The organism is Amycolatopsis rubida (assembly GCF_900115345.1).
Lineage (GTDB): Bacteria > Actinomycetota > Actinomycetes > Mycobacteriales > Pseudonocardiaceae > Amycolatopsis > Amycolatopsis rubida.
In genome coordinates this window covers 48,780-68,404 of record NZ_FOWC01000018.1, presented here as the reverse complement: position 1 = coordinate 68,404, position 19,625 = coordinate 48,780, and the positions used below count along the sequence as shown (strand labels likewise).

General features: G+C 69.9%; 19 protein-coding genes and 1 other RNA gene. 11 read left to right on the top strand and 9 right to left on the bottom strand.

Features of this window, described 5'->3' with window-relative positions:
• Window positions 1-18 precede the first annotated feature (18 nt).
• The 4 genes from BM362_RS40195 to BM362_RS40180 all read right to left on the bottom strand — a co-directional run bounded on the left by BM362_RS40195 (window position 19) and on the right by BM362_RS40180 (window position 2,815).
• Complete coding sequence (locus BM362_RS40195; RefSeq protein WP_067585970.1) at window positions 19-528, bottom strand: SRPBCC domain-containing protein; 510 nt, start codon at window positions 526-528, stop codon at window positions 19-21.
• Window positions 525-866 (bottom strand): ArsR/SmtB family transcription factor, encoded by a 342-nt coding sequence (locus BM362_RS40190; RefSeq protein ID WP_067585973.1) that lies wholly within the window; start codon window positions 864-866, stop codon window positions 525-527. Before BM362_RS40190 ends, BM362_RS40195 begins: the two co-directional genes overlap by 4 nt.
• A gap of 90 nt (window positions 867-956) precedes the next feature.
• Entirely contained in the window at window positions 957-2,324 is a 1,368-nt protein-coding gene (locus tag BM362_RS40185) for a GntT/GntP/DsdX family permease (RefSeq protein WP_093576704.1), read from the bottom strand.
• On the bottom strand, window positions 2,321-2,815 hold the full coding sequence (locus BM362_RS40180; protein ID WP_067585979.1) for a gluconokinase: 495 nt from the start codon (window positions 2,813-2,815) through the stop codon (window positions 2,321-2,323). The genes BM362_RS40185 and BM362_RS40180 overlap by 4 nt, the downstream gene beginning before the upstream one ends.
• A gap of 126 nt (window positions 2,816-2,941) precedes the next feature.
• On the opposite strand from BM362_RS40180, the gene BM362_RS40175 reads away from it, so the two are divergent.
• Window positions 2,942-3,625 carry a FadR/GntR family transcriptional regulator gene (locus BM362_RS40175; RefSeq protein WP_067586139.1) on the top strand — a complete coding sequence of 228 codons (684 nt, stop codon included), beginning with the start codon at window positions 2,942-2,944 and terminating at the stop codon, window positions 3,623-3,625.
• A gap of 25 nt (window positions 3,626-3,650) precedes the next feature.
• A complete protein-coding gene (locus tag BM362_RS40170) occupies window positions 3,651-4,553 on the top strand; it encodes a cobalamin biosynthesis protein CobD/CbiB (protein WP_067585982.1) in 903 nt (300 codons plus the stop codon).
• A gap of 30 nt (window positions 4,554-4,583) precedes the next feature.
• Here BM362_RS40170 and BM362_RS40165 read toward each other — a convergent pair whose 3' ends face one another.
• The 3 genes from BM362_RS40165 to BM362_RS40155 form a co-directional block, all read right to left on the bottom strand.
• Window positions 4,584-5,195 carry an FMN-binding negative transcriptional regulator gene (locus tag BM362_RS40165; protein ID WP_093576702.1) on the bottom strand — a complete coding sequence of 204 codons (612 nt, stop codon included), beginning with the start codon at window positions 5,193-5,195 and terminating at the stop codon, window positions 4,584-4,586.
• 67 nt (window positions 5,196-5,262) lie between these two features.
• Window positions 5,263-6,093, bottom strand: coding sequence for an SURF1 family cytochrome oxidase biogenesis protein (locus BM362_RS40160; protein WP_067585987.1), 831 nt, complete (start codon window positions 6,091-6,093; stop codon window positions 5,263-5,265).
• 48 nt (window positions 6,094-6,141) lie between these two features.
• Window positions 6,142-6,603, bottom strand: coding sequence for a low molecular weight protein-tyrosine-phosphatase (locus tag BM362_RS40155; protein ID WP_067585990.1), 462 nt, complete (start codon window positions 6,601-6,603; stop codon window positions 6,142-6,144).
• Between the two features lie 40 nt (window positions 6,604-6,643).
• Here BM362_RS40155 and BM362_RS40150 point away from each other — a divergent pair, with 40 nt between their 5' ends.
• From BM362_RS40150 to BM362_RS40135, 4 genes are all read left to right on the top strand, one after another.
• A complete protein-coding gene (locus BM362_RS40150; protein ID WP_067585992.1) occupies window positions 6,644-7,462 on the top strand; it encodes a Nif3-like dinuclear metal center hexameric protein in 819 nt (272 codons plus the stop codon).
• Window positions 7,463-7,479: 17 nt separating this feature from the next.
• Complete coding sequence (locus tag BM362_RS40145; protein ID WP_067585995.1) at window positions 7,480-8,217, top strand: zinc ribbon domain-containing protein; 738 nt, start codon at window positions 7,480-7,482, stop codon at window positions 8,215-8,217.
• Window positions 8,214-9,356: a bifunctional RNase H/acid phosphatase gene (locus tag BM362_RS40140; RefSeq protein ID WP_167545613.1), complete on the top strand. Its 1,143-nt coding sequence runs from the start codon at window positions 8,214-8,216 to the stop codon at window positions 9,354-9,356. Before BM362_RS40145 ends, BM362_RS40140 begins: the two co-directional genes overlap by 4 nt.
• Window positions 9,357-9,538: 182 nt before the next feature.
• Window positions 9,539-11,284 (top strand): hypothetical protein, encoded by a 1,746-nt coding sequence (locus tag BM362_RS40135; RefSeq protein WP_067586001.1) that lies wholly within the window; start codon window positions 9,539-9,541, stop codon window positions 11,282-11,284.
• A gap of 350 nt (window positions 11,285-11,634) precedes the next feature.
• Here BM362_RS40135 and BM362_RS40130 read toward each other — a convergent pair whose 3' ends face one another.
• Together BM362_RS40130 and sfnG are read right to left on the bottom strand one after the other, a co-directional pair.
• Window positions 11,635-12,864 (bottom strand): SLC13 family permease, encoded by a 1,230-nt coding sequence (locus BM362_RS40130; RefSeq protein ID WP_093576701.1) that lies wholly within the window; start codon window positions 12,862-12,864, stop codon window positions 11,635-11,637.
• 26 nt (window positions 12,865-12,890) lie between these two features.
• On the bottom strand, window positions 12,891-14,012 hold the full coding sequence (gene sfnG, locus BM362_RS40125) for a dimethylsulfone monooxygenase SfnG (RefSeq protein WP_093576700.1): 1,122 nt from the start codon (window positions 14,010-14,012) through the stop codon (window positions 12,891-12,893).
• 110 nt (window positions 14,013-14,122) lie between these two features.
• Here sfnG and rnpB point away from each other — a divergent pair.
• The 5 genes from rnpB to BM362_RS40100 all read left to right on the top strand — a co-directional run bounded on the left by rnpB (window position 14,123) and on the right by BM362_RS40100 (window position 19,605).
• An RNA gene (gene rnpB, locus BM362_RS40120) (RNase P RNA component class A) lies at window positions 14,123-14,515 on the top strand.
• A 22-nt stretch (window positions 14,516-14,537) separates the two neighbouring features.
• Window positions 14,538-15,395 (top strand): SCO6745 family protein, encoded by an 858-nt coding sequence (locus tag BM362_RS40115; protein ID WP_093576699.1) that lies wholly within the window; start codon window positions 14,538-14,540, stop codon window positions 15,393-15,395.
• Window positions 15,396-15,876: 481 nt separating this feature from the next.
• Complete coding sequence (locus BM362_RS40110) at window positions 15,877-16,143, top strand: hypothetical protein (RefSeq protein WP_009073098.1); 267 nt, start codon at window positions 15,877-15,879, stop codon at window positions 16,141-16,143.
• Window positions 16,144-16,155: 12 nt separating this feature from the next.
• Entirely contained in the window at window positions 16,156-16,644 is a 489-nt protein-coding gene (locus tag BM362_RS40105; RefSeq protein WP_067586010.1) for a hypothetical protein, read from the top strand.
• 3 nt (window positions 16,645-16,647) lie between these two features.
• Complete coding sequence (locus BM362_RS40100) at window positions 16,648-19,605, top strand: ATP-binding protein (protein ID WP_093576698.1); 2,958 nt, start codon at window positions 16,648-16,650, stop codon at window positions 19,603-19,605.
• The last annotated feature ends 20 nt before the right edge of the window (window positions 19,606-19,625 follow it).

The window sequence follows — 19,625 nt, the reverse complement described above, 5'->3', positions numbered from 1 at the left end:
AGCCACCCCGCCCCCGCGTCAGGCCGTGAGGTTCTTGCCCGTCTCCAAAACGGACTTCAGGTCGGACAGGACCCAAGCCCAGCCGCCGCCCGCGTTCTCGCCCGGGCCGGCGTTGATGTCCTCGTGCACGCCGGACACGAGCGCCGCGTGGTTCGGCGCGCCGGTGACGTCGTGGGTGACCGTGAGCCGGGTGCCCGCGGTCTGCGTTTCCTCGATGTCGTAAGTGAGCGTGGTGTACGGCTCGGCGACGAGGCTCGGGTCCATCTGCAGTTTCCAGGTGATCACCAGCTTGCGCGGCGGATCGGCCTCAAGTACCTCGCCGTCGAGGAGGTCGCTGGTGAAACCGGAGTCGATGAACTCCTGGGTCGGCTTGGTGCGGTGCTTGCCGCCGCGCTTGAGGTCGAAGTCGGCAAGGCCGGTGTAGCCGTACTTCGCCGTCCACTCCGGCTTGGTGATGGCGTCCCACACCGCCTGCGGGGTGGCCTTGATGTAGACGCGGTTGACCTGCACGGTCGTGGTGTCGCTCATGTTCCGGGCTCCTTCTGCGATTCTTCGGCTTCGAGCTGGGCCTTGAGGTCCAGCAGCGCCGAGGTGTGGTGTGCGGTGTACTTGTCGATCCAGCGGTCGTGGATCCGGCGGATCGGGACCGGGTTCAGGAAGTGCCGTTTCTCCCGCCCCTCCCTGCGCGAGACGACCAGCTCGGCCTCCGCGAGCAGCTTGAGGTGCTTCATCACCCCGAACCGGGTCATGTCCACTTCGGACTCCAGCTCGGTGAGCGTGCGGCCGTCGCGCTCGTAGAGCAGGTCGAGCAGGAACCGGCGGGTCGGATCCGCCAGCGCCTTGAAAACCAGGTCCTCGTCGGGCACGCACCGAGAATAGGTGACCAAAAGGTCACATGTCAACCGAAGAGAACGGCCGCCGGGCTCGAAACCCGGCGGCCGTCGAAGGGTTCGGCGCTAAAGCAGTGCGCCCAGCGGCAGGATCAGCGCGATCGCCACCACCGAGATCACCGTTTCCATCACCGACCAGCTCTTCAACGTCTGGCCGACCGACATCCCGAAGTACTCCTTGACCAGCCAGAACCCGGCGTCGTTCAGGTGCGAGAAGAAGAGCGATCCGGCACCGATGGCCAGCACCAGCAGGGCGTTGTGCGTCGGGTCCAGCGTCGCGGCCAGCGGGGCGACGATGCCCGCCGCGGAGACCGTCGCGACGGTTGCCGAGCCCGTCGCCAGGCGGATCGCCACCGCGACCAGCCAGCCGAGCAGCAGCGGGGAGAGGTGCGCGCCCTGGGAGAGGCTGGTGATCACGTCGCCGACCCCGGCGTCGACCAGGGTCTGCTTGAATCCGCCGCCCGCGGCCACGATCAGCACGATCCCGGCGATCGGGCCGAGGGAATCCCCGATGATCGACGAGAGGCGTTCCCGGTTCAGTCGCGCCGGGCGGCCCAGCACGACCATGCCGACCAGGACCGCCAGCAGCAGTGCGACGAGCGGGTCGCCGATGAAGTCCAGGATGCGGCGGGCCGGGTTTCCCTTGTCCGCCAAGATGTCCGCGAGTGCCTTGGCCAGCATCAGAACGACCGGCAGCAGCACCGTGGACAGCGTCGCGAAGAAGCTCGGGCGGTGCTTTTCGTCGGTGCCCTCGGACTCCGGGACCAGCCGGGCGGGCGGCGCGGCGTCCGGCACCATCTTCGCGGCGAGGCGGCCGAACAACGGACCGGCGATGATCACCGTGGGAAGGCCGACCAGCAGGCCAAGCCCCAGGGTGAGGCCGACGTTGGCGTTCAGCGAACCGGCGGCGGCCAGCGGGCCGGGGTGCGGCGGGATCAGGCCGTGCAGCACCGACAGTCCGGCCAGTGCCGGAATTCCCAGCAGCAGCACCGGTTTACCGCTGCGCTTCGCGACCAGCAGCACCACCGGGATCAGCATGACGAGGCCGATTTCGAAGAACATCGGCAACCCGATCAGCGCGGCGACCAGCGCCATCGCCCACGGCAGCCCGGGGCCGCGGACCCGGCCGAGCACGGTGTCGACGATCCGGTCCGCGCCGCCGGAATCGGCGAGCAGTTTGCCCAGCATCGCCCCGAACGCGATCAGCACGCCGACGGACGCGACGGTGCTGCCGACGCCGTTGGTGAAGCTCTTCAGCAGCTTGTCCACCGGCATCCCGGCGACCAGGCCGAGCACGCCGGAACCCAGCGTGAGCGCGAGCAGCGGATGCAGTTTGACCTTGCTGATCAGCACCACGATCACGGCGATGGCGAGCACCGTGGCGAGGATCAGGCGGGTGTCGTGGCCGGTCCAGCCGGCGGCGAGGGTGCTCATGCGCGCTCCCGGAACGCGGTCAGCGCCGACTCGACGAGTTCGGCGGGGGAGAGACTGGTGTCGAAGGTCGCCCCCGGCTCGTCCGGCTCAAGCGGTTCGAGGTCGGCGAGCTGGGAATCGAGCAGCGAGACCGGCATGAAGTGGCCGCTGCGGGTCTTCATCCGCTCGGCGAGCAGGTCGCGCGAGCCGTGCAGGTGCAGGAACCACACGTCTCCGCCGCCGCGCAGCACGTCGCGGTAGCGCCGCTTCAAGGCGGACGAGCTGACGACCGCGCCGTTTTCGTGGTGCTTCCCGATCCACTCCGCGATCGCGGCCAGCCACGGTGCCCGGTCCTCGTCGTTCAGCGGGTGCCCGGCGGTCATTTTTTCGATGTTCGCCTGCGGGTGGAAGGTGTCTGCTTCGGCGTACACGGTTCCGAGTTCCTTCGCGAGCGCCGTGCCGACTGTCGTCTTGCCCGAGCCCGATACGCCCATCACCACGATGACCGTCATGCGCACCTCCCACGTCTTTGTGCCCTGGAGAGTCAAACTCAAAAGTACTACTTAATCAAGAAGAAGTAGTACTTAATCGAGTCAGCGCGCTACGTTAACCCGGTGGGGAACGATCGGCACGAGGACATGCTCGACGAACTCGGCGCGGCCATCGCGAGCGGTGAGCTGGCACCGGGCGCGGTGTTGCGGTCGGAGGAGCTGCAGGAGCGGTACGGGGCTTCGCGGACGGTGGCCCGCGAGGTGGTCCGGGTCCTTGAGACGATGGGGTTGACCAGCAGCCGCCGCCGCGTCGGGGTCACCGTCCGCGAGCCGGCCGAGTGGAACCACTATGACCCGAGGCTGATCCGCTGGCAGCTCGACGGTGCCGACCGGCCGACCGCGCTGCGCACGCTGACCGAGCTGCGTTCGGCCGTCGAACCGTGCGCCGCCCGGTTCGCCGCGCTCCGGGCGACCCCGGAGGAACGCGGACGGCTGCGCGCGCTGGCGGTGCATCTCCAGCGCACGGCGCGCGCCCGCGACCTGGATGCCTTCCTCGGCCACGACGTCGCATTCCACGATCTGCTGCTGTCCGCGTCGCGGAATCCGATGTTCGCGCAGCTGTCCTCAGCGGTCGCCGAAGTACTCGCCGGTCGCACCGGACACGGCCTGATGCCGGACGAACCGCAGCCCGAGGCGGTCGCGCTGCACGTCGAGGTCGCCGAAGCGGTCGACCTCGCCGACGCGGCTCGCGCCGAACGCGCGATGCGCGACATCGTGGACCAGGCACGCGAGGAAATCGCCGCCGCGGTGTCGAGTAATCTCGGCGGCTGAATCGTCCACGTTCGGGGGGCTACAGGTGAGCGCGGCGCGCGCGATCGGCTTGATTCTCGGTTTGGCCGCCGACGGAGCACTCGGCGACCCGCGGCGACGTCCGCCGGTCGCCGCCTTCGGTCAGGTGGTCGCCGCCACGGGTTCGCGACGCGCGGCAGGCTTGGGAATCGCCTGCGCGGCAGTCGCGGCCGGAGTGCTGGTCGAGCGCACCGGCCGCCGCAGCCCGGTGCTGCAAGCCACGACGACGGCAGTGGCGACCTGGGCGGTCGTCGGCGCGGCCGGGCTGGCTACCCAGGGGACGGAGCTGGCTCGCGATCTCGAAGAAGGCCGTCTCGAACCCGCACGCGACACACTGTCCGAACTGGACCCGCGCGTCACCGGCGGGCTGAGCACGATCGGGCTTTCCCGTGCTTCGGTGGAAACTCTGGCTGAGAACACGTCCGAAGTGGTCGTGACCCCGCTGCTGTGGGGCGCGGTCGCGGGCGTGCCCGGGCTGCTCGCGGCGCGGACCGTCGGGCTGCTGCGCCGGTTGCTTCCCGGGCACTGGGTTATTGACCGGCTTGACGAACTTGTGCACCTCTTGCCGACTCGGGCCGCCGCCGCGCTGACTGTCTTGGGTGCGCCGGTGGTCGGCGGTTCGGCCGGTGGTGCGTGGCGCGCTTGGCGGCGGGACACGATCGCGCATCCGAGCCCGAATGCGGGTCGGGTCGAGGCGGCTTTCGCTGGGGCGCTGGAGATTCGCGTCGGCGGGCGGACTGAGTATCCGCAGGGTGTGGTGGAGTTGCCGGTGCTCGGGGTTGGCCGGAATCCGGACGCCGGGCACGTGACGCGCGCGGTGGAGTTGTCCCGGGTGGTGGGGTGGCTGGCTGCGGGGACGTCGGTACTCGTGGCCGCGGTGGCGAGCGGGGTGCGCCGGGAAAGGTCGTGAGCGCCTCTCGGTTCTCACCGTGATAGGCACTCACGAGTCCGTCAAGTGCGCGATGGCTTCCGCGTCATTGAACCCGCCCCTCTCGGCCAGCCGTGCCCCGATCCGCTGCCGGTCCTCGGAGTTCTTGTTCCCGCCGTACTTGAACTTCGCCCGCACCTCGGTCACGGCCAGCTCGACGCCGCGAATCCCGGGCAGCAGCCGCCGATCCGGAGCGTCCACAGCGGACACTGGGGTGCGCTGGCCGTCCGGTTCGAAGTGCGCCAGCTGGTGGTTCAGCAGCGCGGCCTTCTCCTCGGGATCGTCGACGAGCCGGACGTCGCAGGCCAGTTGCACGCTCGCGTAGTACGACGTGGGCACGCCGAGTGCGGGATCGCCGTCGGTGTTCCAGTCCGAGCGGACGTAGGTGTAGTCCCCGGTCACCGTCAGCAGGGCGCGCGGGTGTTCCTCCAGCAGCGGCCACACCGGATTCGGCCGGGCTAGGTGCAGCCGGACGGTCGCGTCGCCGTCGAAGACGAAATGCGTCGGCACCACCACCGGGAGATCGCGGCCGCGGCCGCCGGCGACCAGTTCGCCGAAATCGTGTCCGGCGAGCCATTCCCGCCATTCGTTCTGGTCCGCGGCGTCCCAGGGGTGGATCAGCATGCCGCCAGTATCAGTGCGGCAAGTGGCCCGGGCAAAGAGCCATCTTCCCGAGAAACGACCAGGCCACTCAGGCGGTCGGCGTGTACTCGTCCTCGTCTTCGGCGAGCATCTCCGCGACGGACTTGCGCCGGCCGCGCTGCGGACGCTCGGTCGTCAGCGCGCCGCCCGGACGCAGTTCGCGGATCGTGAAGTACAGCCAGCCCAGCAATGCCATCGTGCCGAACGCCAGCCACTGCAGCGCATACGAGAAGTACGGGCCCGATTCGAGCTGCGGCAGCGGCAGCGGGCTGAGCACGCCAGGCTGGTTCTGGTCGAGCTGGAAGTACCCGGGCCGGATCGTGAGCCCAGAAGACTTCGCCACCACGCGCGAGTCGACGGTGTAGCTCTGCAGCTTTCCGTTCGTCGACGCGTCGGCGAACGCTTCACGGTTCTTCGGGTCTGTCTCGTCGCTTCGCACGCGCGCGACGACCGTCACCTGTCCGCCCGGCGCTGCCGCGTACGGGAGCAGGCCGGAGTCACTGCTGAGTCCCACGTAGCCGCGGTCGATCAGGTATACGGTGCCGTCAGTAGCGCGAAGCGGCGTGAGGACCTCGTACGCACCTTGGCCCTGCACAGTGCGCAGCCGCGCGACAACCTCGGCCGAAGGCAGGTACGTGCCGGTGATCGACACGAGGTGCCACTCGGTGTTCTTGTCCGGCTTCGCCCCGGACGGCAGCAGCTGCGCCGCGGGCGCGGGCTTCGCGGTGAATGACGTGGTCAGCGCGTTGTTCTGGGTGACCTGTTCGCCGTCGCGGCGGAACTGCCACGGGGCCAGCAGCGTGTAACAGCAGATGGCGAAGGTGAACACCACCACTGTCAACGCCAGCCATCCCGGCCGGAGCAGAAACCGCAACCGCACCCCTCTACGGTAGGCCGTCGCGTTCCGTGCGCGCACCCGGACCGGACGTCACGCCTGTTCGCGGACCCAGTCCAGCAGTCCCGGCACGCTCCGCTCGATCATCCCGAGCACGTCCTCGAAGCCGTCGCCGCCGCCGTAGTACGGGTCCGGCACCTCGGCGCCTTCCGGGGCGGACGGGTCGAAGGAACGCAGCAGCCGCACCCGCGAAGGGTCCTCGACGCGGGACTGCAGAAAGCCAAGATGACTCTCGTCGGCGGCGAGCAGCAGGTCGGCTTCGAGGTCTTCGTCGCTGACCTCGGCCGCGATGTGCTCGGTGGGGTAGCCGTGCGCCTTCAACGTGGCGCGCGCCCGCCGGTCGGCCCTCTCGCCGACATGCCACGGACCGGTGCCCGCGCTGGACACGCGCACGGCGTCAGCGAGACCCGCGTCGGCGAGCTTCTTGCGGAAGACGAGCTCTGCCATGGGGGAGCGGCAGATGTTTCCGGAGCAGACAAACACCAGCGTGGGCATGGTTCGCAGTGTTCCAGAGCGACCGTGCGAGGATCCCCGGGTGCCTGCATTAGCCGAGATCATCGCCGTCCTCGAACGCAGTTACCCGCCCCGGCTGGCGGAAAGCTGGGATGCGGTCGGGCTCGTCTGCGGAGACCCGGCCGAGGAGGTCCGCCGCGTGCTGTTCTGTGTCGACCCGGTCGAGGCGACGCTCGCCGAGGCCGAGGAATCCGGTGCGCAGCTGATCGTCGCGCACCATCCGCTGCTGCTGCGCGGCGTGCACGGCGTCCCCGCCGACACCGCAAAGGGCTCGCTCGTGCACCGCATGATCCGCGGCGGCATCGCGCTCTACTGCGCGCACACCAACGCCGATTCGGCCGACCCCGGCGTGTCCGACGCGCTCGCGCAAGCCATCGGCCTCGAAGTCGACCGGCCGCTCGACCCGCACGAACCCGGCGGTGCCACCGGGATCGGCCGCATCGGCCACCTGCCCGCCGCGGAGCCGTTCGCGCAGTTCGTCCAGCGGATCGCCGACGCGTTGCCGGTCACTGTGCCGGGCGTTCTTGGCGCCGGAGACCCAGACCGGCTGATCCGCACCGTCGCGGTGTCCGGCGGCGCTGGCGACTCGTATTTGGCGAAGGCGACGGCCGAGGGCGTCGACGCGTACGTGACCGCGGATCTGCGCCACCATCCCGCTGGCGAACACCTCGCCGCCGCGGCCACCGTGCCCGCGCTGGTCGGTCTCACGCACTGGGCCAGCGAGTGGCCGTGGTGCGGACAGGCCTCGGCCCTTGTCGGCGCGGCCTTTGCGGGTACCGTCGAAGCTCACGTCTCCACGCGGTGCACCGACCCGTGGACCATCCGCGCTACCGCCCAGTAACTAAATCAGGGAGCACAGTGAAGGCCGACCCCGCCGTCCAGCGTCAGCTGCTCGAACTCGCGAAGGTGGACGCCGAGCTTTCGCGCGTCGCGCACCGCCGCCGCACTCTGCCCGAGCTCGCCGAGATCGAGGCCGGGGAGAAGACCGCCCGGGAGAAACGCGACGCCCTCGTGTCGGTCGAGACCGCGACGTCCGACCTCGACCGGGAGATCGCCCGGCAGGAGAAAGAGGTCGAATCGGTGCGGGCGCGCGAGGACCGCGACCGCAAGCTGATGGAATCCGGTTCGGTCGGGGCCAAGCAGATGACCGACATCGAGCACGAGCTGCAGACGCTCGGCCGCCGCAAGGGCGCGCTTGAGGACGACCTGCTGGAGCTGATGGAGCAGCGCGAGGCACTGGGCCTTGACGCGCAGCGCACGAGCGCCGAGGCCGACAAGGCGGTGCAGGCGGTCGAGGCCGCCGTGGGCCGGCGCGACGAGGCGTTCAAGGACCTCGACACCACCGAGGCCCGGCGCAAGGAAGACCGCGCGAAGCTGCTGCCGCGCTTCCCGGAGCCGCTGCTCAAGCTGTACACCCGCGTCTACGACCACAAGGGCATCGGCGCGGCGCTGCTGCGGGCCCGCCGGTGCGGTGCCTGCCAGCTCGAACTCGACCGCAACACCATCTCCGAGATCAAGGCCGCGGCCGAGGACAGCGTCGTGCAGTGCGACAACTGCGGCGCGATCCTGGTCCGCACGCTGGAGTCGGGCCTGTGACCGAACGGGCGATCGTCGAGGCCGACGGCGGATCGCGGGGAAACCCCGGCCCGGCAGGCTACGGCGCGGTCGTGAAGGACGCGGCGACCGGCGAGGTGCTGGCCGAACGCCACGAATACCTCGGCATCGCCACGAACAACGTCGCGGAGTATTCCGGGCTCGTCGCCGGGCTGGCCGCGGCCGCCGAACTCGGAGTGTCCATTGTGGACGTCCGGATGGATTCGAAGCTCGTGGTCGAGCAGATGTCCGGGCGCTGGAAGATCAAGCACGCCGCGCTGCAGCCGCTCGCCGCGCAGGCGCGCGAGATCGCGGCGGGCTTCGAGCGGGTCGGCTACACCTGGATCCCGCGCGCGGAGAACTCGCACGCGGACCGGCTCGCGAACGTCGCCATGGACAGTGCCGGGTCCGGCGCGACCTCGCCCGCCCCGGTCGCCGAGGTACGGCCTCGGGCGAAGGCCGCCGAACCGGACCGGGTGTCCCCGGCGGGCTGGACCGGGGCCAGCGGCACGCCGACCAAACTGCTCCTGCTGCGCCACGGACAGACCGAGATGTCGGTCGACCGCCGCTACTCCGGGCGCGGCGACGTCCCGCTCACCGAGCACGGCCGGGGCCAGGCCGCCGCGGCCGCCAAACGGCTGGCCGCGATGCCCGGCCTGAGCGGCGAGGACGGCGAACCGGCCCCGATCGTTTCGTCGCCGCTGATCCGCACCAAGCAGACCGCGCAGGCGGTCGCCGACGCGCTCGGCGGCCGGGTCGAGACGCACCCCGGGCTCATCGAGACCGATTTCGGCGAATGGGAGGGCCGCACCTTCGGCGAGGCCGCCGAGCGGGACCCGGAACTGCACCGCTGCTGGCTGAGCGATTCGTCGTGCCCGCCGCCCGGCGGCGAGAGCTTCGACGCGGTCCACGAGCGGGTCGGCAAGGCCCGGCGCGACCTCATCGAGCAGTACGACGGGCGCACGGTGCTCGTGGTCAGCCACGTGACGCCGATCAAGACCCTGCTGCGGATGGCACTCGACGCCGGGCCGTCGCTGCTGTTCCGGCTGCACCTTGACCTGGCGTCGCTGTCGATCGTCGAGTTCTATCCCGACGGCAACGCCTCGGTCCGATTGGTCAACGACATCTCGCATCTGTCCTGAACCGGACAAATGTGAGGTGGATCACGGTCGGGGATGACGTGTGAACCGGCCCGGATGAGGTATTGGCTAGAGTGCGGTGTCGACCGCGGCGCCGCGGCGCAGGTCCCGGCCGGGACTTCAAGGGGGGCGCAGGCTCGTGCGTTTCTTCGGCAGCATCCGCAAGTGGAAACAGTGACGAGGACATGACGGCTAGCGCACTCACCGCAGTATCCGAGCCCGACCTGCCGGGGGAGGAGACGACCGATCCGCCCTCGCGGTTCAAGCTCAGCTGGCTGGCGTCGACGCTGGCGGTGCTGGCCGGAGTAGCCGCGGTCGCCTGGCACGCCACGCGCTACGGGCACTGGATCGTCGACGACGCGGCCATCACGTTCTCCTACTCGCGCAGCGTCGCCGAAGGACTCGGCCCGGTGCTGGCCCCCGGCGCGCCGCCGGTGGAGGGCTTCTCCGACCCGACCTGGATGATCCTGCTCGCGCTGGGCAAGGTCGCCGGGCTGTTCGACAAGGGCCTGCTGTTCGGCATCCCGGACTACGTGCTGTTCCCCAAGCTGCTCGGCCTGTTGTTCACCGCGGGCATCCTGGTGCTGTGCCACCTGGTGGCCCGCCAGGTGTTCCGCAGGCACGCGTGGGCGATCACGCTGGCGACCGGCCTCGGGCTGGCGGCGATCCCGTCGTTCGTGATCTGGGTGGTCTCCGGCCTGGAGAATTCGCTGTTCGCGTTCTTCACCACCGCGCTGGCCGCGCTGCTGTTCACCGCGCTGCGCAAGGAAAACTCGCTCTCGTTCAAGGTCGCGATCGTCGCCGGCGTGCTCGTCGCCGCGGCCGCGCTGACCCGGCCGGAAGGCCTGATCTACGCCAGCGCGTACCCGATCGTCCTGCTGTTCGGCGTGAAGCGCGAGGGATTCTGGCCCAGCTTCCGGTCCGCGCTGGTGTCCGTCGCGGCCTTCGCCGTGCTGTTCGGCGGGTACGTCGTGTGGCGCTACACGGAATTCCACCGGCTGCTGGCCAACCCGTCGGTCGCCAAGAAGCAGGGCTTGCCGACGTTCGCCTCGATCATCCGGCCGCACCAGCTGGTCGAGTACCTCGGCATCGCGCTGACGCTCGTGCTGGTCGCCGCGGTCGTGTGGGCGCTGGTCAAGGCACCGTGGCGGCGTCCGTTGATCGGGCTGGTCACGCCGCTCGTGCTCGGCGTGATCGCGTACGGCGTGATGGTCCCGGACTGGATGGCGCAGTACCGCTTCGCGACGCCGGTGTGGGTGCTCGGCACGCTGTGCGGCGTCATGGCCTTCGCCGAGCTGCTGCGTTCGCTGCCGAAGGTGCAGTGGCGAGCGGTCGCGGCGCTCGTGCTGGTGGCCGCGTCGATCCCGTCGGCGATCGGCTTCGCGGGGCACGACGAGGAATTCGTCAAGAGCCCGACCGTGCCGGCGTGCCTGATCGCCGACCGCTTCGGCCGCGGCTTCAACACCTACGCGGACATGCTCGGCCTCCAGCACGCGTCGCTGCTCCTGCCGGACCTCGGCGGCTCGTCGATGACCAGCAGGCTCGAACTGGTCGACATGGCCGGCCTCGTCAACGCGCCGATCGCGGACCTCACGCACAAGGAAGACATCGCCGGCCTGCGCGACTACGTGTTCGACACGGTCAAGCCGACTTTCATCCACTCGTGGGGCCCGTGGGCGGACGGCAACGGCATCACCGTCGACCCGCGCATCGACCGGGACTACCTGCCGATCCTCGTCTACCCCGGCCCCGGCAAGCGCAACGGCGACTTCGTCCGCAAGGACGCGGTGACCGATCCGGCGAAGCTCGCGGCGGTTCAGCACTACGCGCAGGTGACGATGATGGACGTCGAGGCGCAGCGGTTCGGCGATGGGCTGGATGACTGTGGTCCGACGTTGTCGCGGGGGAGCACGATCGCGCCTCGGGGTTAGAGCACCGGCCATAGCGCGCATGTCGCCGCTGCCAGCGAGAGTGGTGTGGTGAGTGCGCCGAGGTTGAGGAATTCGCCTACCGGCCAGGAGCAGCGTGCGCGAACTGCGAGTCACGATGGTGAGCGTGGAGGCGCGGCGGTTCGGCGACGGTCTCGGCGGCGTGGCCCGACGTTGCCGCGCGGCGCGGCTAGAACACCAGCCACAGCGCGCACGTCGCCACTGCCAGTCAGCGGTGTCGTGAGTGCGCTGAGCTTGAGGAATTTCCGCACGGGCGGATGGCGTCCGGGCAGGAAGGTGACGCGTCGCGGCAGAAGCGCCGTGTCGCGCGGCAGCACGATCGCGCCTCGGGGCTAGAACACCAGCCACAGCGCGCACGTCGCCGCTACCAACGACAGCGGTGTCGTGAGTGCGCCGAGCTTCAGGAATTCCCGCACCGGCGGATGCTGCCCATGCCGGACGACAACCCGTCGCCACAACAGCGTCGCCAGCGAACCGAGGTACGTCGCGTTCGGGCCGATGTTCACGCCCAGCAGCACCGCGAGCAGCACGCCCTGGTTCGGGTGCGGGCCGAGGACGGACAGCAGGATCAGCGTCGCGGGCAGGTTGTTGACGAGGTTCGCCAGCACGGCCGCGATGGCTGCGGCGAGGAGCAGTTCGGGCAGCCCGGCGGTTGTCGGCAGGAGAGTGCGCAGCAGGCCGCCGAGGACGTGTTCGTCGACCGCTTCGACCACCACCGCCAGCGCGAGCACGAAGAGGACCAGCAGCGGAGAGGCTTCGGTGAGCACCTGCCAAGGCCGGATCTTCCGCTTTGCCAAGGCTTTCGCGGCCAGGACGAGCGCGGTCAGTGCGGCGATCCAGACCGGCTCGACGTGCACCAGTTGTCCGGTCGCGAAGCCGGCCAGCATGACCGCCAGCACGATGAGGGCGAAGACCGGCGCTTCCCGGTGTTCGGGCTGACGAGTGCTGGCCGGTTCGCGAAGATCCTTGCGGAAAAACCAGGCGAACGCGGCGAGTTCGACAGCGAGGGTGACCAGCCAGGGCAACGCCATCAGCGCGGTGAAACCGGCGAAGGTGAGGCCGGAAGCGGTGAAGGCGAGCAGGTTCGTCAGGTTCGAGACGGGGAAGAGCGTGGACGCCGAGTTGGCCAGGTGCGCGCACGCGTAGACGTGCGGCCGCGCGGTGAGTTCCAGTTCGGCGGCGGTGGCGAGGATGACCGGGGTCAGCAGGACGACAGTGGCATCGAGGCTGAGCACGGCGGTGACGATCGCTGCCGCGGCGAAGGTGAGCAGCAGGAGCCGAGGTTGCCGTCCGCGGCAGATCTCGGCTAGCTCGGCACCTAGCCAGGTGAAGACGCCTTCCGTCGCAGCAAGGTGGCTGACCAGCAGGATCGCGGCGAGAAAGCCCATCGTCGGCAGCATCTGGACGACCCGCTCGCCTGCTTCGTGCGGTGAAATCAGGCCGAGCGCGAGGACGACACCGGCGGCGGGGACCGCGACGACAGCTTCCGGCAGACCGCGCGGACGCGCCATGGCGAACCACAGCGTTCCGGCCAGAAGCAGCAGCGAGAGGGCACCGTTCACCCCCGAACGCTAGCCGCCGCGAGAACTCAGATCCCCGCCGGTTCCGGGACTCCCGCGCCGCGGTCGAGCACCCGCTCCTTCTCCCGGATCACCGGCAGCACCACCCGGCCGAAGTGCTCGACGTCCTCCAGGTAGTGCAAAAACCCGAGCAGCAGCAGGTTCGCGCCGCGCTTTTTGTACTCGATCGCCCGGTCCGCGATCTGTTCCGGCGTCCCGATCAACCCGGTCCGGAATCCGTCGTTGTACTGCACCAGGTCCGCGAACTCCGAATCCGCCCACATGCCCTTCGTGTCCGAAGTGGACTTCCCGGCCTGGTTGACCGCCGAGCGGAATCCTTCGACGGCGGGCACGTTCGCCTTCGCCACGATCTCCCGCAAAACCTCGCGCGCCTCGGCTTCGGTCTCGCGGGCGATGACGAAGCCGTTGAGCCCGAACCGCACCGCGTGGTCGTTCTCGGCGGCATACCCGCGCACCTCGTCGACCTGTTCACTGAAACCGTCGAAGTCCTTGCCGTTGCTGAAATACCAGTCCGAAACGCGCCCGGCCAGCTTGCGCGCCGCGGTGGAGTTGCCGCCCTGGAAGACCTCCGGATGCGGCCGTCCGGGACCGGCGACCGGTTTGGGTTTGAGGTCGAAATCGTGGATCCGGTAGAAATCGCCGCCGAACTCGGCGTGGTCGTCGGTCCACAATTCCTTGAGCACGCGGATGAATTCTTCCGAGCGGCGGTAGCGCTCGTCGTGTTCGAGCCACGGTTCGCCGAGTCCGGTGAACTCGTCTTTGAACCAGCCGCTGACCACGTTCACCGCGGCCCGGCCGCCGGAGATGACGTCCGCGCTGGCGATGAACTTCGCGAGCACGCCGGGCTGCCACAGTCCGGGATGGACGGCCGCGATGACCTTCAGCCGCTGGGTCGCGAGCAGCAGCGCCAGGCTGAAACCGGTGGATTCGTGCTGGTATGCGGCACCGTAGCTGGCGGTGTAGCGGACCTGGGTGAGCGCGTATTCGAAGCCGTTGTGCTCGGCGAGCACGGCCAGATCGCGGTTGTACTCGTAGCCCCAGTCGGTGCGCTGTTCGATGTCGCTGGTGACCAGGCCGCCGCTCACATTCGGGACCCAGTAGGCGAATTTCAGGGGTTCGGGTGCGGTCATGCCGGGGAGTGAAACAGCGGCCGGGCACCGGGCCAAACGCGTCCACGCGGTGGAATGTGCCAGCCGGTGCCCGGGGCCGCGCGGTCTTCCGGGTACGCTGCTCCGGCGGACGAGCTGGCAGGACGGTCGCGGCCCGGGTTCTCCCGGTCCGAGGAAAGTCCGGACTCCGCAGGGCAGGGTGGTTGCTAACGGCAACCCGGGGCGACCCGCGGGACAGTGCCACAGAAAACAGACCGCCCCCGTCTCGCGACGGGGGTAAGGGTGAAACGGTGGTGTAAGAGACCACCAGCATCCCGGGTGACCGGGATGGCTCGGTAAACCCCACCCGGAGCAAGGCCAAGAGGGAGTTCGCTCCTGCGCAGGCGATCGAGGGCGGCCCGCCCGATGCCTGCGGGTAGGCCGCTGGAGCCTGCCGGCGACGGCAGGCCGAGATGGATGACCGTCGCCCGGTCCGCCGCGAGGCGGCCCGGGAACAGGATCCGGCTTACATGCCAGCTCGTCCGCCCGATCGCTACGATCGGGCGCATGGGTCAAGCCGTCGCCGCCGCTGTCGCCTTCCGGACCACCTTCGACGCTCTGCACGCCCCCGTCTACTTCGCGCCAGAGACTCAGCAGCGGCTCGCCGCCGCCGGGCTCAAGCCGGGGTCGATGACCTACTTCGCCAGCCGCGCCGCGGCGATGGGCCGGGTGGGAGCGGGCACGGTCACCGCCACCTTCTACAGCTTCAGCCCCAGCCTAATCGCCCACTTCGTCCCGCGCGTCTGGACGATCGCCACTCCCGAAACCGTGCTGGAAGCCCGGCTCGCCGCCGTCGACGAGATCTACCGCAGGCTGTTCGGCGACGAGACGCTGGCGTCCGCGGAGGTCGCCGAAGCCGCCGAGCTTGCCCGGGAAGCCACCGAGGGCTGCCGTCCGGAAGGGCGTCCGCTCTACGCCGCGCACGCGGACCTGGATTGGCCCGAACAGCCGCATCTCGCGCTCTGGCACGCGATCACCCTGCTGCGCGAGCACCGCGGAGACGGGCACGTCGCGGCGTTGACCACGAACGGCCTGCCAGGCCTCGAAGCACTGGTCACGCACAGCGCGACCACGAACGGCACCCCGCCGGACACCGCCAAGCGCACCCGCGGCTGGAGCGACGAGGAGTGGGCCGCCGCCGCGGCCCGGCTGACCGCCGACGGAATCCTCGACACCGGCGGCGCGCTCACTGAACACGGGCTGGCGTTCCGCGAACGCGTCGAGCTGGCGACGAACGCGGCGGCACAGGGTCCGTGGCAGCACCTCGGCGAGGAGAAGACGGCCCGGCTGGAGCAGCTGTGCGCCCCGCTCAGCCGCCGGGTGATCGAAGCGGGCGCGATCCCGAGCGCGGCGTTCCGGCCCTGATCCGGGAGACGGTCCGGAACTGCCCGGCATCACGCTTTGTAGTGAACAAATGCGCAGATCGGACGCGACGGTGACCGTTATCGCATCGGAGAGTGATCAATTCCAAAGTGTTTTCCAGTCCGGTTGTCACTCACCGGACTCGCGGCGGAACGCCGATCGGGGCATGCCACACTGGTGCCTGCCCGACACGCCGGTCCGGGGCGCACCGAGAGTGAGCGCCGCACGATATGCGGAGCCGCACCGCCGGAACACTGCGCAATCCGGGTGGCTTGGGTTATTCCGAAGCACCCTTGCCACGATGATGGAGGGCGAGGAATCCTGACCATCGGACCGCAGTACCCGCCCATTGACCACAAGTCGACAGCTACCGACTATCTACGCAGCGCGCTTTGACCATTACCCCTTGTAACGCCATGATGGTGTTCGTAGCTTCGCCGAAGCCAGAACAGCGCGGCACCCGCCGTGCACCGGGAGTATCGCGATGACCAGCATGACCGCCCTCGAGACGTTTGTGGCCGAAGGGATCAGCACCGGCAACGTCCGGACCTGGCTGCTCGACAACATCATCCCGCTCGTGCTGCTCGCGGTGGCCCTGCTGCTGCTGTGGCTCGGCGGCGGCAAGGGCGACAACGCGGGGGTCATGCGGCGGCTCGCCGGCGTGGTCATCGCGCTCGCGATCATCGGGCTCGCGGTCAGTGGCGCGGGCGTGAACGTGGGCCAGTGGATCGCCGGCCTGTTCACCGGCTGAGGCGGGGCAGGCGTGCGGATCAGGACCGATGACGAGGTGTACCGGGTCGATGCCGTGTGGCTCGGCCCGCCGAAGGCGACTTTTCCCTGGCGAGCCCGATATGTGGCATGGCTCGTCGGCATTCCGGTCTTCCTGGTCGTGCTCACCGTGGAGCGGTGGCTCGGCTGGAGTTTCGGGTTTTTCTCCACGGCGTGGGCGTTCGTGGCCACGATCGTGATCACCAGGCTGATCACCGCCAAGATCAGCCACGAGCGCCCGCTGGGCGCGGTGATCGCGATGATGGGCCAGGAACTGCGCGCGCCGAGAGAACGGACCTCGGGCGCGGGCGGCGCGGTGAGCGCCAGCCGGGTCCGGGTGCGGGCGCGGCGCCCGCTGCCGAAGCACAAGAGAAGGCGGCAGTACCAGCACCGCGACCCGCGTCGCGGTGCTGGCACGAGTGCCGGGAAACAGGGAGCACCACGAGCGCGCCGGAGCCGCCCCGCGGCTCGGGCCGGGAGGTAGTCGTTGTTCGGTCGCGGCGGAAGCCGAGGGAAGCGGGAGCAAGACGTCCCTGCCGGTGCGTGGAACGCGCCTCCGCAGGGCCGTCCGCCGTCCGGCGGCAGCAAGTCCGGCGGCAAGGGCCGCAGGCTGCCCGGTGAACAGGCGATACCGGCGTACACGCCGTCGATCGCCGCGCGCAGCATCGACGGGCACCTGCTGCGGACCGGGTACGAGGTGTACGCCTGGTACCGGCTCGCGCCGCAGCGCTGGTCGTTCCGTTCCGATTCGCAGCGCCGCGACCTGATCGCGGCCATCGCGGGCCAGTACGCCGAACTGCAGGGCCGCTGGCTGCACCTGCGCGTCACGAACCGGCCGTACCCGATCCGGATGTGGGCCGAGGCGCACGTGTACAACGCGGTCGGCAGGCCGAACGACGTGCCGGGCGCGCTGTCGTTCGACGACTACCTGATCGGCGAGCAGCAGCAGCTGATGGGTCGCTCGATGGCGGAAAAAGAGGTCTACCTCGGCGTCCAGGTGCAGACCCGGCGCATGGTGGACCGCGCGGTCGAACGCGCCGCGCCGGTGCTGCGCCGGATCCTGCCCGAGGCGGTCGACGCCGAACTGGCCGCGCTCGACTCCGAGATCGAGCACCTCGACCAGGTCATCGGCAGCGCCGGGCTGGAAGGCCGTCCGGTGCACGCCGAGGAGATGTCCTGGCTGATGCACCGCTCGTGCTCGCTCGGCCTGCCCGCGCCGCGGAACATGCCCGCGGTGCCGGGCGCGGCGTGGGAGCCCGAGGACCTCGCCAGCTTCACCGACGCGGCTGATTTCCACGCCGACCCGTACGCGCCCACGGTCACCGTGCGCGGCCGTACCGGGTCGAATGCGGGCGTGTCGCGGCATCTCGCGGTGCTCACCGTCGGTCAGATGCACGGGCTGCAGATCCCCGAGGTCGACGACCCGTGGATCCAGCACGCGGACCGGCTGCCCGCGGCGGTCGAGGTGTCCGCGCGGATCTACGTGCGGCGTCCCGAAGAGGTGTCCGGGGAACTGCAGCGGCAGATGAACAAGGTCCGCTCGCAGGTCAAGCACTACACCGACGAGCACGAGCTGGAGCCGCCGCAGTCGCTGGCCCGGCAAGCGGGCCGGGTGCTGGAGATCGACGACGAGATGACGTCGGGCTTCACCGCGCTGGCCACGCGCGTGCGGTCGTGGTGGCGCCTCGCGGTGTCCGGTCCGACCGAGCGCGACGCGCTGCGGCTGGCCCAGCAGCTGCTGGACCTGTACAAGCCGAAGATCGCCATCGAACATCCGGAAGCGCAGTACGCGATGGCCAGGGAGTTCATCCCGGGCGAGCCGCTGGCCTCGGGCGCGTACATGCGCCGCGGTTCGGTGGTGTGGACGGCTTCGGCGGTGCCCACCGCGACCGCGGAGGTCGGCGACCGGCGCGGCATCCTGCTCGGCGAAACCGTCACCGCGACGCGGCGGCCGGTGGCCTGGGACCCGTGGATGGCGCAGGAAATCCGCGACGGATCGGGTCTCACCGCGATGGTCGCCGGGCTCGGCGGCGGCAAGTCGTTCCTCGGCGGCGGCATCGTCTACAAGACGCTGCGGGCCGGTGCGCACTGGACGATCCTCGACCCGTCCGGCCCGCTGTCGCGGCTGTGCGACCTGCCGGAGATCCGGCCGTACGCGCGCCCGATCAACCTGCTCAACGCCCAGCCGGGCATCCTCAACCCCTACCGCGTGGTCGCCGATCCGCTGATCGAGCACTTCATGGACGAGGAGGACCCGGAACGCTCGTGGCGGCGCGAGAAGGCGCTGGCCGGAGCCACCCGGCGGCGGCTCGTGCTCGACGTGCTCACCGGGGTGCTGCCGTACGAGGTGTCGCGGATGGCGCAGACCCGGATCGTGCTGCTGCGCGCGGTCCGCGCGGTCGGCGGCCGGTTCGACGCCGACCCCGGCCAGGTTATCGACGCGCTGCGGCGGGATTCGAGCGAGCACCACGAGCACGCGGTCGTGGTGGCGGACTTCCTGGACGAGATGCGCGAGCGGATGGCGCTGCTGATCCCGGAAACCGACGCGGACCCCTACGCCGAGACCCGCGACGACCGGATGACCGTGCTGACCATGGCGGGGCTGACCCTGCCGAAGGACGGCGTGCCGCGCGAGTACTGGACCGACGCCGAATCGCTCGGCGTGGAAATGCTGAACCTCGCGGCGTGGCTGACCCAGCGGTCGGTGTATGAGAAGCCGAAGGAACTGCGCAAGGGCGTCTGGATCGACGAGGCGTTCTTCCTGTCCGAAGTGCCGACCGGGCGCGTGCTGATGAACCGGTTCGCGCGTGACTCGCGGAAGTGGAACGTCCGGGTGCTGCTGTCCTCGCAGATCCCGGCGGACTTCCTGAAGATCCAGGGTTTCGTGGCGCTGCTGGACTCGGTGTTCGTCGGCCGTCTCGACGACGACGACGCCCAGGCGGACGCGCTGCGGCTGCTGAAGGTCCCGGTCGGCGTGGGCTACGAGCAGGTCGTCGCCGCGCTCGGCCGCCGCCCCGGCGCCCAGCGCGGGCTGGAACGCGACATGGAGCCCCGGCAGTTCATCTTCGGCGACGGAGCCGGCGGCGTGGAACGCATCCGCGTCGACTTCTCCGGCCCGCATCTCGACCCGTTGCGCGCGGTCATGGACACCACCCCGGGCTCGCCCGACGCGCGCGGCAAACCCGGCGGCGAACTCGTGGTACCCCACGACGACGAGGCCAAGCCGTACGTCCCCGCCCCACCGGAGGACGAAGAGCTGGAACACGACTTCGAACTCCAGGCGGAACTCGAGGTCGGGCTCGCCGACGAGCAGCTGCTGGGCTCGCCGGACCCGCTCGCGTCGGAAACCGGCGAGGTGGAGGGTGCAGTGCGCAACGGAGAGCAGGAGGACCGGCACGCCCGCGCCGGCGGCAAGGGCGGCGGAACCGGCAGGGATGCCGCATGACCGCCGGTGATCCGGCCCGG